18 protein-coding genes and 1 riboswitch are annotated in these 18,706 nt (G+C 48.4%); of the genes, 14 read left to right on the top strand and 4 right to left on the bottom strand.

Annotation, left to right across the window (positions count from 1 at the left end; translation table 11 throughout):
- Positions 1-926 precede the first annotated feature (926 nt).
- Positions 927-4,400 (top strand): glycosyl hydrolase family 18 protein, encoded by a 3,474-nt coding sequence (locus PGL02S_RS15345; RefSeq protein ID WP_235187478.1) that lies wholly within the window; start codon positions 927-929, stop codon positions 4,398-4,400.
- A gap of 88 nt (positions 4,401-4,488) precedes the next feature.
- Here the strand turns inward: PGL02S_RS15345 and PGL02S_RS28830 are convergent, their stop codons facing one another.
- On the bottom strand, positions 4,489-4,620 hold the full coding sequence (locus PGL02S_RS28830; protein WP_255308639.1) for a hypothetical protein: 132 nt from the start codon (positions 4,618-4,620) through the stop codon (positions 4,489-4,491).
- Between the two features lie 172 nt (positions 4,621-4,792).
- Here PGL02S_RS28830 and PGL02S_RS15335 point away from each other — a divergent pair, with 172 nt between their 5' ends.
- From PGL02S_RS15335 to PGL02S_RS15320, 4 genes are all read left to right on the top strand, one after another.
- Positions 4,793-5,539 (top strand): winged helix DNA-binding protein, encoded by a 747-nt coding sequence (locus PGL02S_RS15335; RefSeq protein ID WP_036643596.1) that lies wholly within the window; start codon positions 4,793-4,795, stop codon positions 5,537-5,539.
- An 86-nt stretch (positions 5,540-5,625) separates the two neighbouring features.
- On the top strand, positions 5,626-6,036 hold the full coding sequence (locus PGL02S_RS15330; RefSeq protein ID WP_006212842.1) for a VOC family protein: 411 nt from the start codon (positions 5,626-5,628) through the stop codon (positions 6,034-6,036).
- Positions 6,037-6,219: 183 nt separating this feature from the next.
- Entirely contained in the window at positions 6,220-6,648 is a 429-nt protein-coding gene (locus tag PGL02S_RS15325) for a MarR family winged helix-turn-helix transcriptional regulator (RefSeq protein ID WP_036643594.1), read from the top strand.
- A 164-nt stretch (positions 6,649-6,812) separates the two neighbouring features.
- Positions 6,813-7,469 (top strand): FMN-dependent NADH-azoreductase, encoded by a 657-nt coding sequence (locus PGL02S_RS15320; RefSeq protein ID WP_036643593.1) that lies wholly within the window; start codon positions 6,813-6,815, stop codon positions 7,467-7,469.
- Between the two features lie 126 nt (positions 7,470-7,595).
- Here PGL02S_RS15320 and PGL02S_RS29115 read toward each other — a convergent pair whose 3' ends face one another.
- Together PGL02S_RS29115 and cls are read right to left on the bottom strand one after the other, a co-directional pair.
- A complete protein-coding gene (locus PGL02S_RS29115; RefSeq protein ID WP_327196736.1) occupies positions 7,596-7,751 on the bottom strand; it encodes a VOC family protein in 156 nt (51 codons plus the stop codon).
- A gap of 23 nt (positions 7,752-7,774) precedes the next feature.
- Positions 7,775-9,223, bottom strand: a complete 1,449-nt coding sequence (gene cls / locus PGL02S_RS15310) for a cardiolipin synthase (RefSeq protein WP_036643592.1) — start codon at positions 9,221-9,223, stop codon at positions 7,775-7,777.
- Between the two features lie 226 nt (positions 9,224-9,449).
- Between cls and PGL02S_RS15305 the strand changes: the two genes are divergently transcribed.
- The 4 genes from PGL02S_RS15305 to PGL02S_RS15290 all read left to right on the top strand — a co-directional run bounded on the left by PGL02S_RS15305 (position 9,450) and on the right by PGL02S_RS15290 (position 13,104).
- Positions 9,450-10,529 carry an AI-2E family transporter gene (locus tag PGL02S_RS15305; RefSeq protein ID WP_006212838.1) on the top strand — a complete coding sequence of 360 codons (1,080 nt, stop codon included), beginning with the start codon at positions 9,450-9,452 and terminating at the stop codon, positions 10,527-10,529.
- A gap of 218 nt (positions 10,530-10,747) precedes the next feature.
- Entirely contained in the window at positions 10,748-11,695 is a 948-nt protein-coding gene (locus tag PGL02S_RS15300) for a VOC family protein (RefSeq protein ID WP_036643591.1), read from the top strand.
- Between the two features lies 1 nt (position 11,696).
- A complete protein-coding gene (locus PGL02S_RS15295; RefSeq protein WP_036643588.1) occupies positions 11,697-12,308 on the top strand; it encodes a flavin reductase family protein in 612 nt (203 codons plus the stop codon).
- Positions 12,309-12,360: 52 nt separating this feature from the next.
- On the top strand, positions 12,361-13,104 hold the full coding sequence (locus PGL02S_RS15290; RefSeq protein WP_036643587.1) for an SDR family NAD(P)-dependent oxidoreductase: 744 nt from the start codon (positions 12,361-12,363) through the stop codon (positions 13,102-13,104).
- A gap of 70 nt (positions 13,105-13,174) precedes the next feature.
- On the opposite strand, the gene PGL02S_RS15285 is transcribed toward PGL02S_RS15290, so the two are convergent.
- Positions 13,175-14,122, bottom strand: a complete 948-nt coding sequence (locus PGL02S_RS15285) for an exosporium glycoprotein BclB-related protein (protein ID WP_152827407.1) — start codon at positions 14,120-14,122, stop codon at positions 13,175-13,177.
- A gap of 496 nt (positions 14,123-14,618) precedes the next feature.
- Positions 14,619-14,765: riboswitch (cyclic di-AMP (ydaO/yuaA leader) on the top strand.
- 347 nt (positions 14,766-15,112) lie between these two features.
- On the opposite strand from PGL02S_RS15285, the gene ehuB reads away from it, so the two are divergent.
- The 5 genes from ehuB to ectA are packed head-to-tail and all read left to right on the top strand — an operon-like array spanning position 15,113 to position 18,700.
- A complete protein-coding gene (gene ehuB, locus PGL02S_RS15280) occupies positions 15,113-15,967 on the top strand; it encodes an ectoine/hydroxyectoine ABC transporter substrate-binding protein EhuB (protein WP_006212832.1) in 855 nt (284 codons plus the stop codon).
- A 1-nt stretch (position 15,968) separates the two neighbouring features.
- Entirely contained in the window at positions 15,969-16,622 is a 654-nt protein-coding gene (ehuC, locus tag PGL02S_RS15275) for an ectoine/hydroxyectoine ABC transporter permease subunit EhuC (RefSeq protein WP_036643586.1), read from the top strand.
- Positions 16,623-16,625: 3 nt separating this feature from the next.
- On the top strand, positions 16,626-17,288 hold the full coding sequence (ehuD, locus tag PGL02S_RS15270) for an ectoine/hydroxyectoine ABC transporter permease subunit EhuD (RefSeq protein ID WP_036643583.1): 663 nt from the start codon (positions 16,626-16,628) through the stop codon (positions 17,286-17,288).
- Between the two features lie 12 nt (positions 17,289-17,300).
- Positions 17,301-18,143: an ectoine/hydroxyectoine ABC transporter ATP-binding protein EhuA gene (gene ehuA, locus PGL02S_RS15265; RefSeq protein WP_006212829.1), complete on the top strand. Its 843-nt coding sequence runs from the start codon at positions 17,301-17,303 to the stop codon at positions 18,141-18,143.
- A 44-nt stretch (positions 18,144-18,187) separates the two neighbouring features.
- Entirely contained in the window at positions 18,188-18,700 is a 513-nt protein-coding gene (ectA, locus tag PGL02S_RS15260; RefSeq protein WP_006212828.1) for a diaminobutyrate acetyltransferase, read from the top strand.
- Positions 18,701-18,706: the final 6 nt, after the last annotated feature.

Raw genomic sequence — 18,706 nt, 5'->3', positions numbered from 1 at the left:
ATTATGGTTTGCTTACATAGGGAAGTGAATAGACAAAAGAGCCCCTGGAGGGCTCTTTTTCAGCTCATACGTCTGCTTTGATTACTGGACCGGCTCCATTCGTACAGTGGGTTTAACCGCCCCGCCCCGCTTGGAATCCTAGAAGGCTTCATTATGGCACTTCGTTGCTTTTGGGATCGGATAATTCAACGGGCTGAATATGGAACGCTTCCCCTTGAGCAGATGTAACGGCTGCTTGAGTTTTTTTATGATGGTACTCCTTTTCTTTTTTATGCAAAACATTCGTTTAGTGGACACTAGCTGATTCTATATAGATTGAATTTATTAACAGAATATAAAATCACAAGATTTTATCCCATGTTTATGGAAATGTATCCCTTCTCAATAGAGAGGTTAGGTTCCATGATACAAATATGAATATGCATTAAATATATGAAGTTCTTTGAAGGGAGGCTGTAGCAGAGCGTTGGGATAAGAGATTGATATACTGGAATGAAGAGGGGGATATGATAAACGTTACACAATCCATCTGGAAAAAATAGTAACCGCTTTCAAAATAAGTTGAATTTCGGGCGAAATTCGAAATGGGGCAAGCCATCATGGATATAACCCGATGACACCGAGAGAACAGACATTCATGGAAATGCTGTATCCTTTGCAATCGAAATATATCGACAGAGGTGAAAACGGTGAACTCATTTATGACGAAAAAGCACCCGAAATGGGTGGTATGGTTTCTGGCTCTAATCCTTATCTTTACCCCTCTTCTCAACGCGCCTATATCCTATGCTTCAGATGGTGCCCCTCCCTCAGACATACCCGCAGTCAGTTCCAGCGTCGATCCGTTGACGGTAACAAGCGCAACTTATGGATCTCAGGATCCGTTGGCGCCGCAGAATCTTCGTATTGAAAGTGTCTCTCATAACATGGCGATATTTCAATGGGATTTCAAACCCGTCGAAGGTGAAAATAATATACAAGTGTGGGACGCGGATTCAGGCAACTGGCTGGCATGGGGAAACTTCTGGACTCGTGCGGTGACCGGATTGACACCTGAAACGACCTACCGAATCTATATTACTTGGGACGGCGACGTGAAAAAAGAACACAAAAGCAATGTACTGGAATTCACGACAACCAAAGATGAAGCTGAATATAAAGATGCACCGTTGACTCCTCCAAGTCATCTTAAGATTGACGATGTAACGGAAGATACGGTTACGCTGAGTTGGGGTTCGAGTCCCGGGGCCGAAGCCTATGACATTTATATTAATGGAGCATGGAAAGGCGGCACTTGGGAAAACTCCGTTACGACCGCTACCTATGGACCTTTTGAAGCAGGAGAGACTTATACTTTTAAAGTAGGTGCACAGAGAAGTGTGGGTGGAGCTTTGGAAGCATCGGCCAATAGTAATGCCATTACCCTCAAGTGGGGAGAGCTGGCTCAACCTCGAGGGTTACAAGTAGTCACTTCTACACGATCTACGACTTCACTGGGCTGGGCACCGGTGCCCGGGGCCACAAGTTACGACATTTATCAGGATGGAGTAAAGGTTGGTTCGAGTAGCGGGAGTCGGTACGTAGCTGCTGGACTAGAGGAAGGAAAGACCTATTCGTATAAGGTAGTGGGACATAACAGCCTATGGACTTCGTCTGAAAGCGAAGCTGTGTCGGTAGTGCCTGGCAGCAATTATAACAATGTTACGTACTACACTTCTTGGTCAGCTAGTACCGAAGAGCGTAATTTTCATCCTGGTGACGTAGATGTATCTCAGATCACCCACATTAACTATGCCTTCGCCGATATATGCTGGAAAAAATACGGGAGCGGGCCGAGAGCCTGCGAAGACCCTAATATTCCTGCACAGGATCGATACGTCCATGACGGAGAAATTGTGATTGGAGATCCGACATTTGATTTTCAGAATTTCGCAGCTTTCGAATCCATCAAGGCATCGAACCCTCATTTGAAGCTTATGGTTTCAGTAGGCGGCTGGTCCTGGTCTAGAAATTTTTCTAATGTAGCCATGACGGAAGAAACACGCCGTGCTTTTGCTAACTCTGCTGTGAAATTCCTCCGGGACTACAAGCTTGACGGTTTGGATATCGATTGGGAGTACCCGGTCGAAGGTGGGGTGGAAGAAAACTCCAGAGCACCGGAGGATAAAGAAAACTTCACATTATTAATGAAAACCGTTCGCGAGGCATTGGATGCTGCGGGGTCAGAAGATGGAAAATATTATCTGCTGACGATTGCTTCCGGTCAGGGAGATAACTTTACCGTTAACGCAGATTTTGCGAATTCAGTCCAGTATCTGGATTTCATTAATATTATGACTTATGACTATAGTGGCAAAGATGACCCGTTTGGTCATCATAATTCACCATTGTTCTATGATAAAGCTCTTTCAAAGTCTTCTGCTCCAAGAAATCATGTGCTTGGCGGATTGTTAGGCCATCTGAATGGCGGGGTACCACAGCATAAATTGATTGTGGGAGTACCCTACTATGGCAAGGGCTGGGATGGCTGCGGGCCACTTGGTCAGTATCAGACTTGCAATAAGGGCGGGACTGATTTGAAGTCTTGGGAAAATGCCATTTTCGATTTCAGTGATCTCGAGAACAACTACATCGACAAGAACGGGTACAAGAGATATTGGAACGAATCGGCTAAGGTGCCTTATCTGTACAATGATCAGAATAAAGTGTTCATCACCTACAACGATAAGAACACCATGAAGTATACGGCTTCCATCGTGAAATCGTTGGATATTGCAGGCGTCATGAGCTGGGAAATAAGCGGTGATCGTAATAAGACATTAACCACCCAATTAGTCCATGACCTGCCGGTTAACGGCAAAGTCAATGCTTCAGCATTACAGGCCCCAACGAATCTTCAACGGGTCAATGCCGACTCCAGCTCCATTCAAGTCACATGGGATGCAGTGCCAGGGGCAACGGGGTACGAAGTCTATGTGAACCATGCATTGGCAGGTTCAGTCACCGAGAAGGGTTATATCATTATCATTAATGGCCTTAACGCTCTAACGAATTACAAGATTCATGTGCTTGCTGTGGATCGGGCGGGGGATGAAATTAACCGCGTGTCCAGCGCTTCGAATCTACTGAGCGTTACGACTTCTGGCAACAGCACAGGCGGATCTGAGGGTTCCGGCGGATCAAGCGGATCCGGTTCTACTACGCCTTCGACGCCGCAGCCGCCTAAAGGAAAGGATGAACTGGAAGCAAAAGTTGTGCTTGAGGGAGATAAGGCGGTGGTTACCGTGCCAACGGCAGCAGCAGTTAACAGCATTAACCTTTCGGACTCTTCCAGTTTCCAGATTCATGCGGGCACGGGTGCGAAGCAGGCTGAGTTTGAGATTCCACAAGAAGTGATTGCAGCCATCGCGAAAAAAGGAGCCAAGGCCAGTCTGTCCGTTATCGTAAACGGCACAGAATACCGGATTCCGGCTTCGCTGATCTCGGTTTCCGGCCATGTGAAAGTCTCCATTGTGGCTCCCGGTGCAGCCGATGCAACGAGCGTGGCATCCCTGCTTAAGGGTAAAGAAACTCTGACTTCTCCGCTGTTGTTCAAGCTCGAGGAGCTGAACGCGGATAAAACAACTACGGAGCTGAAACATTACGGGAAATCCTATGTCAGTGAGCTGGTAACCGTGGATGCCAAAAAGATAGATACAAAGCGCGCGGGCGGAGTGGTTTATATATCAGGCACAAATGAGCTTCGATCCTCTCCAACCTTGTATAAGGATAATGCGGACGGTACGGTTACCGTGGAGATGAGGAGGACGGGAAGCGGTATTTATGCTCTGCTTCAGCAGGATGTCCGGTTTAACGATAGGATTCCTTCTTGGGCACAGGAAGACGTGGCACAAGCGGCTGCGAAGCTGATTGTGTCTGGGGAGAGCATCAGCACGTTTGGTGCGAATAAAAACATTACCCGTGCCGAAATGATATCCATTGTCGTGAAAGGGCTGGGTATTCTTCCAGATGATAGCCTTGCTAATTTCAAGGATGTGAGCGCGAATGCCCCTTATGCCAAAGAAATTGCGGCTGCCAAGGCAGCAGGGCTGGTGAAGGGGCGTACAGGCGATATCTTTGATCCAAACAGTCTGATTACCCGTGAGGAATTGGCTGTTATCCTGAGCAGTGTGCTGGAATATACTGGCAAGAAGAATGAGGCTGGTCAAGGGCTGTTAAACAAATTCAATGATCACTCCAAGGTGTCGTCCTATGCGAAGTTGTCCGTCGCCTTCGTAGTGGAACAGAAGATTATGCAGGGGGTATCCGCTGCCAAGCTGGATCCGCAATCCCATGTGACCAAAGCTCAAACGGTTGTAACTGTCATGAGATTGCTGCGCGTAGCGGAGTTATCGAACTAATAAACATGACGGAATCAAATTAAATGGATGCCTTTCAGGCGGTTTGACGCTGCCTGGAGGCATCTTTTTTTCGATTCATGGGTACAGCTTACAGTCGGCTGAAACGCTGCTGCGTATGGTTCAGAAAACGAACCCGTGCTTCGGAAAAACTTCTTCGGTGGGCAACATTTTCGGATGCCTTTCCGCCATAGGGATGATCAAACACAATAACGGCTCTCATAAATGACCTCTCTTCTCAGGAATATTGTCTCCGTGATTATAAATATGTTTCTAGGGAACAAATTAATATATCCATGCCCATTAAGTCAATATTGTTTCCAAGGAAACTTTAATTAGTTCCAGGATCTTGTTATACTAAATAGGACGATAGCCGAGCGTAAGGAGATACGGATATGGAAATAGACCGGAATTCTGCTTCTTCTTCGGAACGAACCTCTCGGAAGGATCAATGGATCCTTGAATTAAAGCAGAAGGTTTCCGTGCTGCAGAAGAAATTCCAGGCCGAGGATGACGAAGAGAGACAGTGGATGATACAACGCTGCAATCAGCCGGAGCTAATCGAGTTGCTGAGGGAAATGACCGTCACGATGCTGCACGTGGTGGATGCGGTAGGCAGATTGGAGCCTGTTAACGGGATCACGATTTCCAAACAGTTCGGGATTCCGAAGGGCAGCGTCTCCAAAATAACCAAAAGATTGGTTGATAAACAGATTCTCCATATGGAGAATCTGCCGGATAACAAAAAGGAAATCATATTTACGCTGACTCCTGCCGGAAGAGAGATCTTCAAGCTGCATGGTGCGCTGCACGAGCAAATGGATCTCGGAATCAGCCTTTTCTTGCGAAGATACAGCGAGGATGAACTGCGATTTTTGAATCGCAGTATGCAGGATACGATCGATGCATCTTGGGTTAACTTTGAAGACAGCGAGGTGCCGAGCCTGATTCAAGGGGAAACTGGCGAACTGTGCCTCCCCGAAGACCAACACAAGACTGAGGGGGTTCCGCTATCAGTTTTCGGAAGTGAAACGGAGGAGATCGAGAGGATCCTGAGCATGCTCCGCAGGCTGGATTCCCCCAGCTTGAAGAGAGCGGAGGCCATTTTGACGGATGTGTTTTTCACTGAATTCGACGAATAATGGTTTGAACATAGCAAGTGAAGAGAAATGTTGTACTGCTGCCCGTGTTAAGATGAGTCTATCAAATAAAATGAGGTGATCCCGAGATGGCGTTGAAATGCGATAATATTTTTGTGAACCTGCCTGTAAAGGACCTGGAGAAAACGAAGGAATTCTTCTCGAAAATCGGTTTTGAATTTAACGCGCAATTTACGGATAAGAACGCAGCCTGCCTGGTAATCGGCGACAATATTTTTGCGATGCTGCTCACCGAGGATTATTTCAAAACTTTCACGAAGAAAGATTTGTCCAATGCGGCCAATACAACGGAAGTTATTCTGGCATTGTCGGCAGACAGTCGTGAGCAGGTAGACGAAATCGTGAATCATGCACTCGCTGCAGGGGGATCGCCTTCCAATGACCCGGTGGATCATGGATTTATGTATGGATGGAGCTTCCAGGATCCAGATGGTCATCTGTGGGAAGTCATGTACATGGATCCGGGTCACGTAGAATAAAAGAGATTCACATTAAAAGCACAAACCGTAATGAAGCATAGAAACCATAAAATGAAGCGGCGGAAGACTCCAAGTGTTATGGGGAAACTGCCGCTTTACTTTTATTTGGAAATCCATTATATTTGTATGTGCAAACAATAAAAGGTTGATCATCGTGATGAGCTTAGCGAAAGAGGTACCATGATGCTGAATACGTATATCAAAGAATGCCTGTACTTTACAACCAATCGTCTTAGCCGGGTGATTACGAAGATGGCAGAAGACGAGTTTGCCGCAAGCGGATTATCACCAACGTATGCTTATTTACTTATGGCTGTATATGAGAAGGAAGGGATCTCGCAGAAGGAATTAGGCGAAATTCTCCATCTTCAGCCTTCTACGGTTACCCGACTGATTGAGAAGCTGGCCGTCAAAGGCCTCGTGTATAATCGGGTAGAGGGAAGGATGTCGCTGATCTACACAACGGATAAAGGGAAAGCGCTCGAAGACGTTATTCACGAATGTTGGAACCATCTGCGCAGCCGGTATGGTGCCATCTTAGGGAACGCTGAAGGCGACGAATTATCACTGCGGCTCTATGAGGTTAGCGATCAATTAGAGAATAAGGACTGAGGTCTTTATTTTCATGAATAATAATTGTATGTACAAACAAATATATATAAAATAATGAGCTTCACAACTGAATCTTGATTCTAACAAGGAGGTGGATCCATTCCGTCATTACGGGTTATCGGTTATCTGGAACAAACAACATATTAAAGGAGTGAATGGTTCATATGGAAAGAGTACTTGTCATTAATGCCCATCCTAGAGTTGTAAGTGCAGATTCTCTAAGCTTGCAGGTGTTGGATCATTTCATAAGTCAGTATCGCGCACATAGTCCTGAGAGCGTGCTCGAACAGATTGATTTATATCGAGAGCATGTGCCTGCCATTGATGTGAATTTGTTGAACGGGTGGGGAAAGCTTGAAACCGGGGAGCTTCTAACAGAAGATGAGGAGAAGGTAATGGGCCGGATGGCAGAAATCTTGCAGCAGTTCAAGAGGGCTACGAAATATGTGATCGCTATGCCGCTGCATAATTTTAACGTCCCTTCCAGGCTGAAGGATTATTTGGACAACATCATCATACCGCAGGAAACGTTCAGATACACCGAAAGCGGTTCCGAGGGACTCCTTACGGATGGCCGAAGCGTTGTGGTGATTCAGGGCAGTGATGGGGTATATACCGAGAACGATTGGTATAGTGAGGTTGAATATTCGCATAAGTATTTGAAATCCATGTTCGAATTTCTGGGCATTACCGATTATCAGATCATCCGTGCGCAGGGGCACGCTGTTCTGGATAAAAACGATATTCTGGATACAAGCCGTTTGGCGGCTGCCGAGATTGCCGAGCGGTGGAGTGGAGAAAAACCGTCGGAGGCAGGTTAACCGGTGTTGGAATAACACATCCATTATTGAGTTTTCAATAAAAACGTTATACCAGCCGCGGCTCTCTAACCACGGAGCTAATATGAGAAGAAGGCCCTCCAAGGTAACTTGAAGGGCCTTCTTCGTTTAATTGATTTGAGCTTCTGTTGTAACTTGCCATAATACGCCGAACTTGTCCTCCAGCACACCGAACAGCGCTCCCCAGAACTGAATCTTCAGCGGGTCAATGACCTTGCCGCCCTCTGCCAGTCGGTCAAAGTCTTCATGTGCATCCGAATCTATTTAAAGCAGTGTACGGGTTCGTCCTACAGAATAGGTGACAGCAGACGGGAGATCGACTCCTTGAACTTGACCCATCTCGAGCGTTCAAGATACTGCTTCATGGTGAGCTGGCTGGATACACGAAGATCATGGTGGAATATTCGAGTCAATCGTTTCGACAGCTGCTCATCGTACAGGAAGGCATTCACTTCGAAATTGAGCTTGAAGCTGCGAACATCAATGTTCGCCGTGCCAACGGATGAGATTTTCTCATCAATGATGATGGTTTTGGCATGAATGAACCCGTTATTGTATAGATATACGTTAGCACCCGTTCTCAGCATCTCCCCGATGTAGGACAAGGTTGCCCAGTACACAAAGGGATGATCCGGTTTATCCGGGATCATCAGGTGAACCTCTACACCGGACAGCGCCGCAATGCGAAGCGCATCAAGCAGGCTTGCATCCGGGATAAAATAGGGCGTCTGGATATAAATTGATTGTTTGGCGGACGAGATCATTTTGATATAACCGTTCTTGATGTGCTCGTATCTTGAATCGGGACCGCTGGTGACAATCTGAATGCCGACATTACCCGGTGAATTGATCTTGGGAAACAGATTGGATTCATAGGAGATGTCATTATGGTGAGAAGCCTGGTTCCAGTCCAGAATGAAACGAACCTGCATCGCGTAGACGGCTTCGCCTAAGATGCGCAGATGGGTATCACGCCAATACCCGAATTTGGAGTTCAGGCCCAAATACTCATCCCCGACATTAAAACCTCCGACATAGCCGATATTGCCATCAATGATCGCCAGCTTCCGGTGATTTCGGTAATTTAAGCGCAGATTAATGAAGCGCAGCTTGGAAGGGAAGAAGGCCTCGGCTTCACCACCGGCTTCGCGAAATGCCTTGAAGAATCCCTTGGTTAATTGACGTGAGCCGAGCTCATCGTATAGAACCCGGACTTTCACGCCTTCTTTTACCTTTTTGGTTAACAGGGTCATCAACTTCTTGCCAAGCTCATCACGACGGATAATATAGTATTGAATGTGTATGTAGACTTTGGCTTCCTCAATATCCTGAAACAGTCGTTTAAACTTCTTGCGTCCATCCGTGAAAATCTCGACGTCGTTGTCGTCCGTAAGAATAGCCTGATTTTCGTTGATGTGCATATGAATCAAATCGCTGTTATCCTTGGCGGCCTGGTTGCGAAACGGGTATTCCCCGGAACTCATTCCTTCCATCTGGGACAGTAACACCTTCTCAATACCGGTTTTCTGCAGGTCATCCCAATGAAAGAGTCGGATTCTTCTTAAGTTTTGAGCGAACAGCAGGTACAGAATAAACCCGAGAATGGGTATAAAGGACAGCACCAACAGCCATGCCCAAGTCGAGCCGGCATCCCGCCGTTCCCTAAAGACCACGAACATGGAGAACACAATATTCAGAACGATGATCAGACCAAGAATAATGGAAGTAACATGCATGTTTTTAATTATCCTCCTAAACTATAGCCTTGCCCTTGCAATGCTTCATATTATACGTGAGCCGTTAGGAGAAGTATATATCCGCAGTATGGCGTGCAACCGATGTTTTTAAACGGTGGATGCGGCAGCGTCTTCATTTCATACAAGCTGTCACGGTTGCTATTTGTATCACAACTCGTTGTCATGATACGATGATTGAAAAAAGTAGGAGAAGGGGCATGCTGTTTTGCTGAAAATGAATAAGTTTTTCAAATTGTGTCTTGCCGTGATCCTGGTTCTGATCATTATTTACTTGGGATCGCTGGTGAATTTTATATTCAGACCGATTCTTTCGTTCTTCTCCATTATCCTCGTGCCTTTGATGCTATCGGGATTTTTCTATTACCTGCTCAGGCCGCTGGTTGATCTTCTGGAAAAGCGAAAGCTCAATCGCTCGCTGGCGATTCTGCTCATTTATGTCGTATTTGCCGGTATATTCACGGGATTCATTATCGGAGTGTGGCCGTCCCTGCGTGATCAAATCATTGCGCTTGTGGACAATGCGCCTGCGTTGTTTGCTGCATTAGGGGAACAGCTGCAGGAATGGGAAAATAACGGTTTGTTCAAGGAGATATTTCCGGAGGATTCTAATCCACTTACCCAATTAACCGACTATTTGAATCAAGGCTTTACGTTCCTCACGAATTACATTATGAATCTGTTCTCGATTGTATCGAACTTTGCCATTGTATTGTTTACGTTCCCGATCATGCTCTACTACATGCTGAAGGAAGGCGGGAAGTTCGGGAAGATGATTGTCAGCTTTATGCCGAACCGCTTCAAGGAAGTGGGTGCTTCGGTACTGGATGAAATCAATAGCGCACTCAAAGGGTTTATCGTGGGACGGGTGCTCGTCAATTTGGCTTTGGGCGTCTTGATGTACTTCGGCTTCCTCATTATTGGGCTGCCGTATGCCTTGCTGCTTACAGTGGTAGCGTTCTTTGCAAACTTTATTCCGTTTATCGGGGCCATTCTGTCCTCCATCCCGATCGTTATCATCGGGTTCATCCAATCCCCGGGAACGGCGATCTGGTCCCTCGTTGTCATTCTGGCCGCTCAGCAAGTTCAGGATAATCTGATTGGTCCGTATATCTTTGGTAAACAGTTGGCTATTCACCCGATTACAATCATCATCCTCGTCCTGGTGGGACAGGATCTTGGCGGGATTATCGGAATTCTAATCGTGGTGCCCGTGTATATGATCATTAAAATTGTGGTTACCAGAGTGTATCAGCTGTTCTTTAAGGAAAAATGGGAAAAAGCTTGAGCTCAGAAATGAGCTGAATGTAAAAAGTGAAGCCGTTAAGAACGGGTATTCGTTCTTGACGGCTTTTTTATGAAGGGAAAGGGGCTTGGAACAGAATATCTTGCTTGACAACAAATAGGAAAATATATAATCTTGAATTAAAGATATTATAAATTGAGATTGTATTCAAATAACTATGATCATCTACCAAATAACTTTCGATAAGGGGGAGAAGAAACATGACGTTACAAACGGCAGGCATTCATCATATTACGGCTTATGCACAGGATCCGCAGAGGAACGTTGATTTTTATACTGGCGTGCTTGGGTTAAGAATGGTGAAGAGGACAGTCAATTATGATGCGCCAGAGGTATATCATTTGTATTTCGGGGATGAGGCAGGGCAGCCAGGAACGATTATTACGTTCTTTCCGTCTTCTGCTTCGCGAAGAGGCATGCATGGAGGGGGGCAGGTCGGTTATATCACATTTGCAGTGCCTCAAGGCGCTCTTTCCTACTGGGAGCAGCGGTTGCGGGGCTTTGGCGTCTCGGTTATGAAAGCGTTGAGGTTTAATGAGCCTTATCTTCAATTCTCTGATCGTGATGGGCTTCGCCTGGAACTGGTTGAGCGGGACAGCGGATCGATGAGCGGGTGGAGCGTGGATGACATTACTTCGGAGACAGCAATTAAAGGATTCGGCGGTGCGGTGCTATTCAGCAGCAAGTGGAAGGAAACGAAGGAGGCGCTTGAGCAGGTACTGGGACTTACATTCATTGGGGAGGATGTGAACTATGCCCGGTATGCGTCCGCGGGACCCTGCGGGAATATGATTGATCTTCCGATGCGGGATATCTCTTGGGGCGCTGGAGGTGCCGGAACTGCTCATCATATTGCTTGGCGGGCAAAAGACGATATGGAACTCGGTGAATGGAAGGAATGGGTGAAGAAGTACGGGTACGCATCCACCGATATGATGAACCGCAATTATTTTAAATCGTTATATTTTAGGGAACGAGGGGGCATATTGTTTGAGATTGCCACGGATGTGCCTGGATTTACGATGGATGAGGATCTCCGTTCATTGGGTGAACGATTGAAACTTCCTGCGTGGTTGGAGCAAGAACGCCTCCGAATTGAGGAAGGACTGGAGCCGATCCAAATTCGTACACTGGAGAGGGGCAAGTGAAATGATATCCATTGATCCAAAAGTCCAAGACGAACGGGACAATTACAAACTTTTGATTGGCAGTGTTGTCCCTAGACCGATCGCTTTTGTTACAACATTATCAGCGGATGGCGTGCTGAACGCGGCGCCGTTCAGCTATTTCTCGATTGTGTCCAGCAATCCTCCCATGCTGTCCGTTTCGGTTCAGCGAAAGAATGGCATCGCAAAGGATACGGCGAGGAATGCCATGCTTAAGGGTGAGCTTGTCATCCATATCGTGGACGAAGATAACGTGGCAGCCGTGAATAAAACGGCTGCGAATCTTCTACCGCATGAAAGCGAGATTGAACGAACGAATCTGACGCCGGTGGCCAGTGAGGCTGTTGCCGTTCCCGGCATTCAGGAAAGCAAGATTCGCATGGAATGTGTACTGGAACAGGCGGTTGCCTTGAATGACGCAGAACAGAGGCCAGCTGCTGATCTGCTGATCGTCCGCGTGGTAAGGTTTCACGTATCGGAGGAACTCTACGAGAAGGGCCGGATTGACGCTGCCAAGCTGAAGCCTGTGAGCCGTATGGCGGGGAACATCTATGCTGCTCTGGGAGATATGTTCACCATTGAGCGGCCATTATAACGCAGGCGAGATACGATAAATAATTCAACGATATAGGAGGAGTGGTTAACGGATGAGATTTCAATCGAAGGTTGTTATCGTAACAGGAGGCGCCAGCGGGATTGGCGAGGCAGCGGTAAGGCTTTTTGTTAAAGAGGGAGCCAGCGTTGTTATTGCGGATTTCTCTGACCGGGGACAAGCTGTTTCAGACGAATTAAGTGCAGCGGGGTTTAACACCCTGTTTGTCAAAACCGACGTAACCAAGGAGCAGGATGTTGCCAACATGGTTGAACAGACGGTCAAGCAGTATGGGCGTGTGGATATCTTGTTTGCGAATGCAGGCATTGCGCATGACGCTCCCGCAGATCAGCTAACGATGGAGAATTGGCAGAGAACGATTGATATTAATCTTACAGGCGTGTTTCTCTGTGATAAATATGTAATCCAGCAGCTGTTATCGCAGGGATCGGGCGGGGCTATTGTAAACTGCGGATCGATCCATAGCCATGTCGGAAAAGCAGGAGTAACCGCATATGCTTCGGCTAAAGGCGGCGTTAAGCTGCTGACGCAGTCGATGGGCGCTGATTATGCCTCCAGAGGAATCCGGGTCAATGCAGTGTGCCCGGGTTATATCGATACTCCGCTTATTCAGGGAAGAACTGAAGCGATCACGCAGCACTTGGTCGGCCTGCATCCGATGGGGCGCTTGGGGCAGCCTGAAGAAGTAGCTAAAGCCGTGCTGTTTCTTGCCAGCGAAGACGCATCCTTTATTACTGGCACCACCTTGCTGGTGGATGGCGGATATACAGCGGTTTAAATCATATGAAGAAGCCCCGAGCATGCTCGGGGCTTCTTTGTTATATATGACAGATACGGGATAGGGCAAATTATATAATGCTGACGCCAGCACTGCCGTAACCGGCAGTTGCAGTGATCAGAGTCAGACCTGTTGCTGTTGTGGAGAATACCATCAACAAGCGGGTATTTGCTGCAACCGGAATAGCCAGGCCATCCAAGAAGCCGTTGCTGACCGTACCCAATGTGACTGCGCCGGTATATGGAGGAGCCAATGTGACAAGGGCACCGGGGATTGGCGTGAAGATATTGCTTGTAGCCGGAGCGCTGTACAGCTGGGCTGTGACCGTAACAGTAGTTCCAAGCAGGTCGAGTGCCAAGGTGTTGCTGAAGGTTGCGGAAATTGCCGTGATGGTGCCTGCGCGTGGCGTATTGAAAGCAAAGTCAAGCGCAGTACCTCCCGCACCCGTAAGGTCGATCGTTCCGCCAGCGAGCGTAACGGTTGGACCCGAAATACCGAAGCCTACGAGACCAACCGTTCCGACCAAACCTCCAACAATGGTTGTAAGCGCAAGAGGTATGCCGGATGCGAAAGGAATGATCGCTCCTCCACCTGGCAACCCAGTAGCCCCTGTTGGCCCAGTAGGGCCGACGGCTCCAGCAGGACCAACGGGTCCGATCGCTCCAGCAGCACCGGCAGGTCCGACAGGTCCAACAGGTCCAACGGGTCCTGCAGGTCCTGTTGGACCCGGAATGCCTGTTGACGATCCAGCAGGTCCAGCAGGCCCAATTGGCCCAGCTGGCCCGACCGGTCCAACGGGTCCAAGAGCTCCAACCGGCCCGACAGGTCCGACTGGTCCAAGAGGTCCCTGCGGTCCAACCGGTCCGCGGGGACCTCTGACACAGTGGCGACGAATCGGCTTGTGTCCACCTTTACCACTATTGCCGTTATCAGGACATCTTTTTTTCTTGGCGTGCAGTACTTTTTTCTCTATCTTTTTAAGAGCACACAATTTTCTCTTTCTAGAAGAACGATCCAAATCAAGCACCTCCTTTAGATTTGCTTTATACTACGCAAATGCTCTCTTAGCCGCATGGGTTAACAGCTTATAAATGATAGATATATACCTATTATTTTAAGAATGTACGATAGCCTCTGAGGAATCAGTCTATAAACGAATAGCGAAAAAAAGCGATCGTGATGATATTGGAATAGCGAAATTGGGGGCTAACAAAGCTTATAATGGATCGTGTTGAAAAAAAATTCTGTTTCGAAGTTGAGGGCTTGTCTCCTCTGCATCGTTCATGATTCATGTCATGAATGATCTACCGCATGAATTATCTGTTATCTGATGGGCGCAATGCCTGCTGTATAGCGAAAAACACACCTCCGAACAAGGAGGCGACAGGCAGGGGACAGCCCTGAATTTGTGGAGATTATGGCTACTAATATGCCTTGGAAGAGCGCTGATTTCACCTCCGAATTTCCAGAAAATGCAGCTCCAGGGGTTTGACTTTTACTGAGCTTCCCTTTATCATGAACACACGCTTAGTTTCCGGCATACATTTCCGGAGAGCGGGGGAACCAGTTTCATCAGGGGCGAGTCACTTGAATTCACGAGTGTAGGGTACCATCTTACCCGAGTCCGTCAGCTAACCTCGTCAGCAGTGGATGGGTCTTGTATACATAATGGATGTTCATAACAAAGGCCCTTTATTCTCTATAGGGGCCTTTTCTCTATTTTTTGACCCCCTGCTGGCGGAGCTATGTCTAGATCCCCTGTTTGGTGGTCTTTTTGTATTCTGCAAAAGAGGAGGGCAATGCCTGCTACTGTTTAGCCAATTGAATCAGTCAGACGGTTTGGGTTTACAAGGCACAGGGAAATGGATGCAACCTCTCCCCTGAGCCCCCGGACTGTGCAAGTGTGTCTGAATGTCACATATCCGAGTTAACACATGTGTTAACATGGATAATTTCATCATGCCGTTTTTAGGAACGACAAAGTCATTGCGAAAGGTTGTGGAAGGTGTTGAAGAAAGTTGTTGTGCTGTTGTTGTCATTGGTTATGGTGGTATCGCTCGCGGCCTGCGGCGATAAGGGGAGCACGCTGGAACGGGCCAAAGAGCAGGGGTATATTACCGTAGGTTTTGCCAATGAAAAGCCTTATGCCTACAAAGAGGCCAGCGGGGAGCTTACAGGCGAAGCCGTTGAGATTGCCCGTGTCATTCTGGAGCGACTTGGCATTAAGGAGATGAGAGGTGAGCTTACGGAGTTCGGCTCCCTGGTTGCCGGGCTTCAGGCGGAACGGTTTGACCTGATCACTGCAGGCATGTTCATCAATCCGGACCGCTGCTCCGCCGTTTTGTTTGCTAATCCGGAGTACAGCATAGGGGAAGCTCTTGCCGTGAAGCAAGGGAATCCAAGTGGACTCGGAAGTTACGAAGATATTGCCAAGGATGATCAGGCGAAGGTGGCCGTCATGACTGGCGCGGTTGAAATCGGCTATATGGAGAAGTCAGGCATCCCTTCGGACCGGATCATACAGGTTCCCGATCAGGCCTCGGCCATCAGTGCCCTCCAGGCAGACCGGGTGCAGGCGATTACCATGACGGGACCGTCCCTGCAGGCGATGCTGGATTCGGCCAGCGATGACAACATCGAACGCGTCGCGGATTTCGAACAGCCGGTCATCGACGGTGAAAGCGTTCGGGGCTATGGGGCCACGGCATTCCGTCAAGCGGATACCGAATTCCAGGAGGCTTATAATGCGGAGCTTGAAAAAATGAAGGAGTCAGGTGAGCTGCTGGAGATCTTGCAGAAGTTTGGATTTACCGAAGAAGAGCTGCCGGGCGAGATGACAGCCGCTGCGCTTTGCGGTGAATAGTATGCCGAATTCATGGATCGATTTTCTTCCTACTCTGCTGAAAGGAGCGGAGATTACGGTTTTGGTCGCCTTCTTTTCAGCTGTTCTGGCCATTGCCATGTCCTTCGCAGCTGGTTTATCCAGACTGTCGAAGCTGTGGATCGTCCGCACGGTTACAGCCGTGTATGTGGAAATCTTTCGGGGAACCTCCTTGCTGGTGCAGCTGTTCTGGTTGTATTTTGCTCTTCCGTTTATCGGCATTGAGCTTCCCAAAATGCTGGCAGCCATCCTTGCGATTGGATTCAACTTTGGCGCATATGGCTCCGAGATTGTCCGAAGCGCGGTGCTGGCTGTTCCAAAAGGACAGTGGGAAGCTTCGGTGGCGCTTAATATGAAGCCATGGCAAAGGATGTGGAATGTTATATTGCCTCAAGCTTCACTGCGAATGCTCCCGCCATTCGGAAATCAGCTGGTGGAACTCATCAAATCTACGTCACTTGTCTATTTCATCACGATGGCGGATCTGACGTATCAGGCCATGGTGCTGCGCAACAACTATATTTCCTGGACAACCGAGATTCTGGTGCTGCTGCTTCTTATGTATTTTGTCATAGCTACGCTTGTCTCGATGGCAGTTCGGCTGCTGGAGCGTAAATGGACGGCGGGGAGGCTATAGCGGATGTGGGATTGGAATTATGTGTTTGATATCCTGCCGGAATTGCTGAGTGCATTAAAAATGACGGTATGGGTGACGCTCTGCGCTTTTGTGGTGGCCTTGATAATCGGGCTGCTGCTTGCCTTTGCTGCTCGAAGCCAGTGGAAGCCTGTGTCGCTCATGACCAAAGGTATTATCGAATTTATCCGCAATACACCGCTGCTGGTTCAGGTCTTCTTCCTGTACTACAGTCTGCCGCTCCTTACCGGAATCTCCATTCCGGCCTTCTATGCCGGGGTGATCGGTCTTGGGCTGCATTACAGCACGTATCTGTCCGAAGTGTATCGTTCTGGCATCGAAGGGGTCCCCAAGGGGCAGTGGGAAGCTGCAACTGCTCTGAATTACACGAAAGCCCAAACCTGGCGGAGCATTATTCTGCCGCAAGCGGTGCCGCCTATTATTCCGGTGCTGGGCAATTATTTGATTGTCATGTTTAAGGAGACACCGATTCTGTGTGCCATTACGCTTGTTGAGATGATGCTGACAGCCAAGAATATCGTTTCCCAGTCGTTTCGTGCATTCGAGCCGTATACGCTGGTTGGCATTCTGTTCCTGATTATCAGTTATATCGCGTCTTTGCTGGTGCAAAGGCTGGAGAAACGAATGAATCTGCAGCGTGGAAAATAAGGAGGGAGTCTATTGAACGCAGTAGTAATTGATGCGTTTGCCGGAGCCGAGGTGCCGCAGCCTGATCCAAACCCGGCAGCGGAAGTGAAGCCGATGGTGAGATACAAGGGCGTGACGAAGTCGTTTGGTGATCTCCAGGTGCTTAAAGGCATCGATCTGGAGATGCAGCCTGGAGAAAAGGTGGCTGTTATTGGTCCGAGCGGCTCGGGCAAAACGACGATGGGGCGGATGTTAATGACACTGGAGGAACCGACCGAAGGCACCATCGAGGTTGATGGTGAGCTTCTCTGGCATATGCAAGAGAAGGGCAGGCTTGTTCGGGCAAACGAGAAGCATTTGCATCGAATGCGCTGCAGCGTCGGTATGGTTTTCCAGCATTTTAATCTGTTCCCGCATATGAGTGTGCTTCGCAATGTGACGGAGGCCCCGCGCAAAGTGCTGGGTTTATCCAAGGAGGAGGCGGAGGAGCGGGCCGTCTCCATGCTGGGCAAAGTCGGCTTGGACGACAAGCTGAAGATGTACCCGGCCAATCTGTCCGGGGGGCAGAAGCAGCGTGTTGCTATCGCACGAGCGCTGGTCATGCGGCCGAAGGTGATGGTGTTCGACGAGGTGACCTCGGCTCTGGATCCGGAGCTGGTAGGCGAGGTGCTGGAGGTGATCCGGGAAATCGCGGAAGAAGGCGATATGGCGATGATGCTGATTACGCATGAAATGGATTTTGCCAAGGAAATCGCCGACCGGGTCATATTCGGTGCGGACGGCTTGATCGTCGAGCAGGGGACGCCGGAGGAGATATTCGATAATCCCCGGAGCGAGCGGCTGCAAAACTTTCTGCAGCGATTCCGCTCTAATTGAGAAATGAGCAGGGGACTGATCATGGAAAGAGGTGCTTGTATAGAATGATTGTTGATACTGGAGTGGACATCGTTTATCGCAGACCTGAAGCGCAGGATGGCGCCCGGGTGTGGGAACTCGTAAGAGATACCGGATCACTAGATCTGAATTCCCCCTATTGCTATATGCTGCTTGGAGACTATTTCAATGATACCTGTATGATCGCCGAGCACGAAGGAGACATCATCGGTTTTATCTCTGCATTCCGCTCACCGCGTAATCCGGAAACGCTGTTTGTATGGCAGGTGGCCGTTGCCGGCTCGCATCGGAGGCAAGGGATTGCGAAGGCCATGCTGACAGGACTCATGAACCAGAGGGCATGTCACGGCGTTCGCTTCATTGAAACAACGGTATCGCCAAGCAACATGGCATCCCGCAGGTTATTTCTCGGTTATGCCGAGGAGAAATCCATTCCCAGCACCGTAACCGTAGGTTATGGAGCGGAGATGTTCCCGGATGGAACGTCACATGAAGATGAGCCATTATTCGTGATAGGCCCTTTTTTCAATGACATTTAGACCAAT

Source organism: Paenibacillus glucanolyticus NBRC 15330 (genome assembly GCF_004000885.1).
GTDB classification, from domain to species: Bacteria; Bacillota; Bacilli; order Paenibacillales; family Paenibacillaceae; genus Paenibacillus_AQ; species Paenibacillus_AQ glucanolyticus.
Note: the sequence above shows the minus strand (reverse complement) of the source record. Positions and strands in the feature narration are given on the sequence as shown.

What these genes read in the sequence shown, in the direction of transcription:
- PGL02S_RS15295 (WP_036643588.1), top strand. Translation starts at nt 11,697, where the DNA reads ATGATATCCATTGATCCAAAAGTCCAAGACGAACGGGACAATTACAAA.
- PGL02S_RS15320 (WP_036643593.1), top strand. Translation starts at nt 6,813, where the DNA reads ATGGAAAGAGTACTTGTCATTAATGCCCATCCTAGAGTTGTAAGTGCA.
- PGL02S_RS15325 (WP_036643594.1), top strand. Translation starts at nt 6,220, where the DNA reads ATGCTGAATACGTATATCAAAGAATGCCTGTACTTTACAACCAATCGT.
- PGL02S_RS15330 (WP_006212842.1), top strand. Translation starts at nt 5,626, where the DNA reads ATGGCGTTGAAATGCGATAATATTTTTGTGAACCTGCCTGTAAAGGAC.
- PGL02S_RS15335 (WP_036643596.1), top strand. Translation starts at nt 4,793, where the DNA reads ATGGAAATAGACCGGAATTCTGCTTCTTCTTCGGAACGAACCTCTCGG.
- PGL02S_RS15290 (WP_036643587.1), top strand. Translation starts at nt 12,361, where the DNA reads ATGAGATTTCAATCGAAGGTTGTTATCGTAACAGGAGGCGCCAGCGGG.
- ehuC (WP_036643586.1), top strand. Translation starts at nt 15,969, where the DNA reads ATGCCGAATTCATGGATCGATTTTCTTCCTACTCTGCTGAAAGGAGCG.
- ectA (WP_006212828.1), top strand. Translation starts at nt 18,188, where the DNA reads ATGATTGTTGATACTGGAGTGGACATCGTTTATCGCAGACCTGAAGCG.
- ehuD (WP_036643583.1), top strand. Translation starts at nt 16,626, where the DNA reads ATGTGGGATTGGAATTATGTGTTTGATATCCTGCCGGAATTGCTGAGT.
- cls (WP_036643592.1), bottom strand. Translation starts at nt 9,223, where the DNA reads ATGCATGTTACTTCCATTATTCTTGGTCTGATCATCGTTCTGAATATT.
- PGL02S_RS15300 (WP_036643591.1), top strand. Translation starts at nt 10,748, where the DNA reads ATGACGTTACAAACGGCAGGCATTCATCATATTACGGCTTATGCACAG.
- PGL02S_RS15345 (WP_235187478.1), top strand. Translation starts at nt 927, where the DNA reads ATGGCGATATTTCAATGGGATTTCAAACCCGTCGAAGGTGAAAATAAT.
- PGL02S_RS28830 (WP_255308639.1), bottom strand. Translation starts at nt 4,620, where the DNA reads ATGAGAGCCGTTATTGTGTTTGATCATCCCTATGGCGGAAAGGCATCC.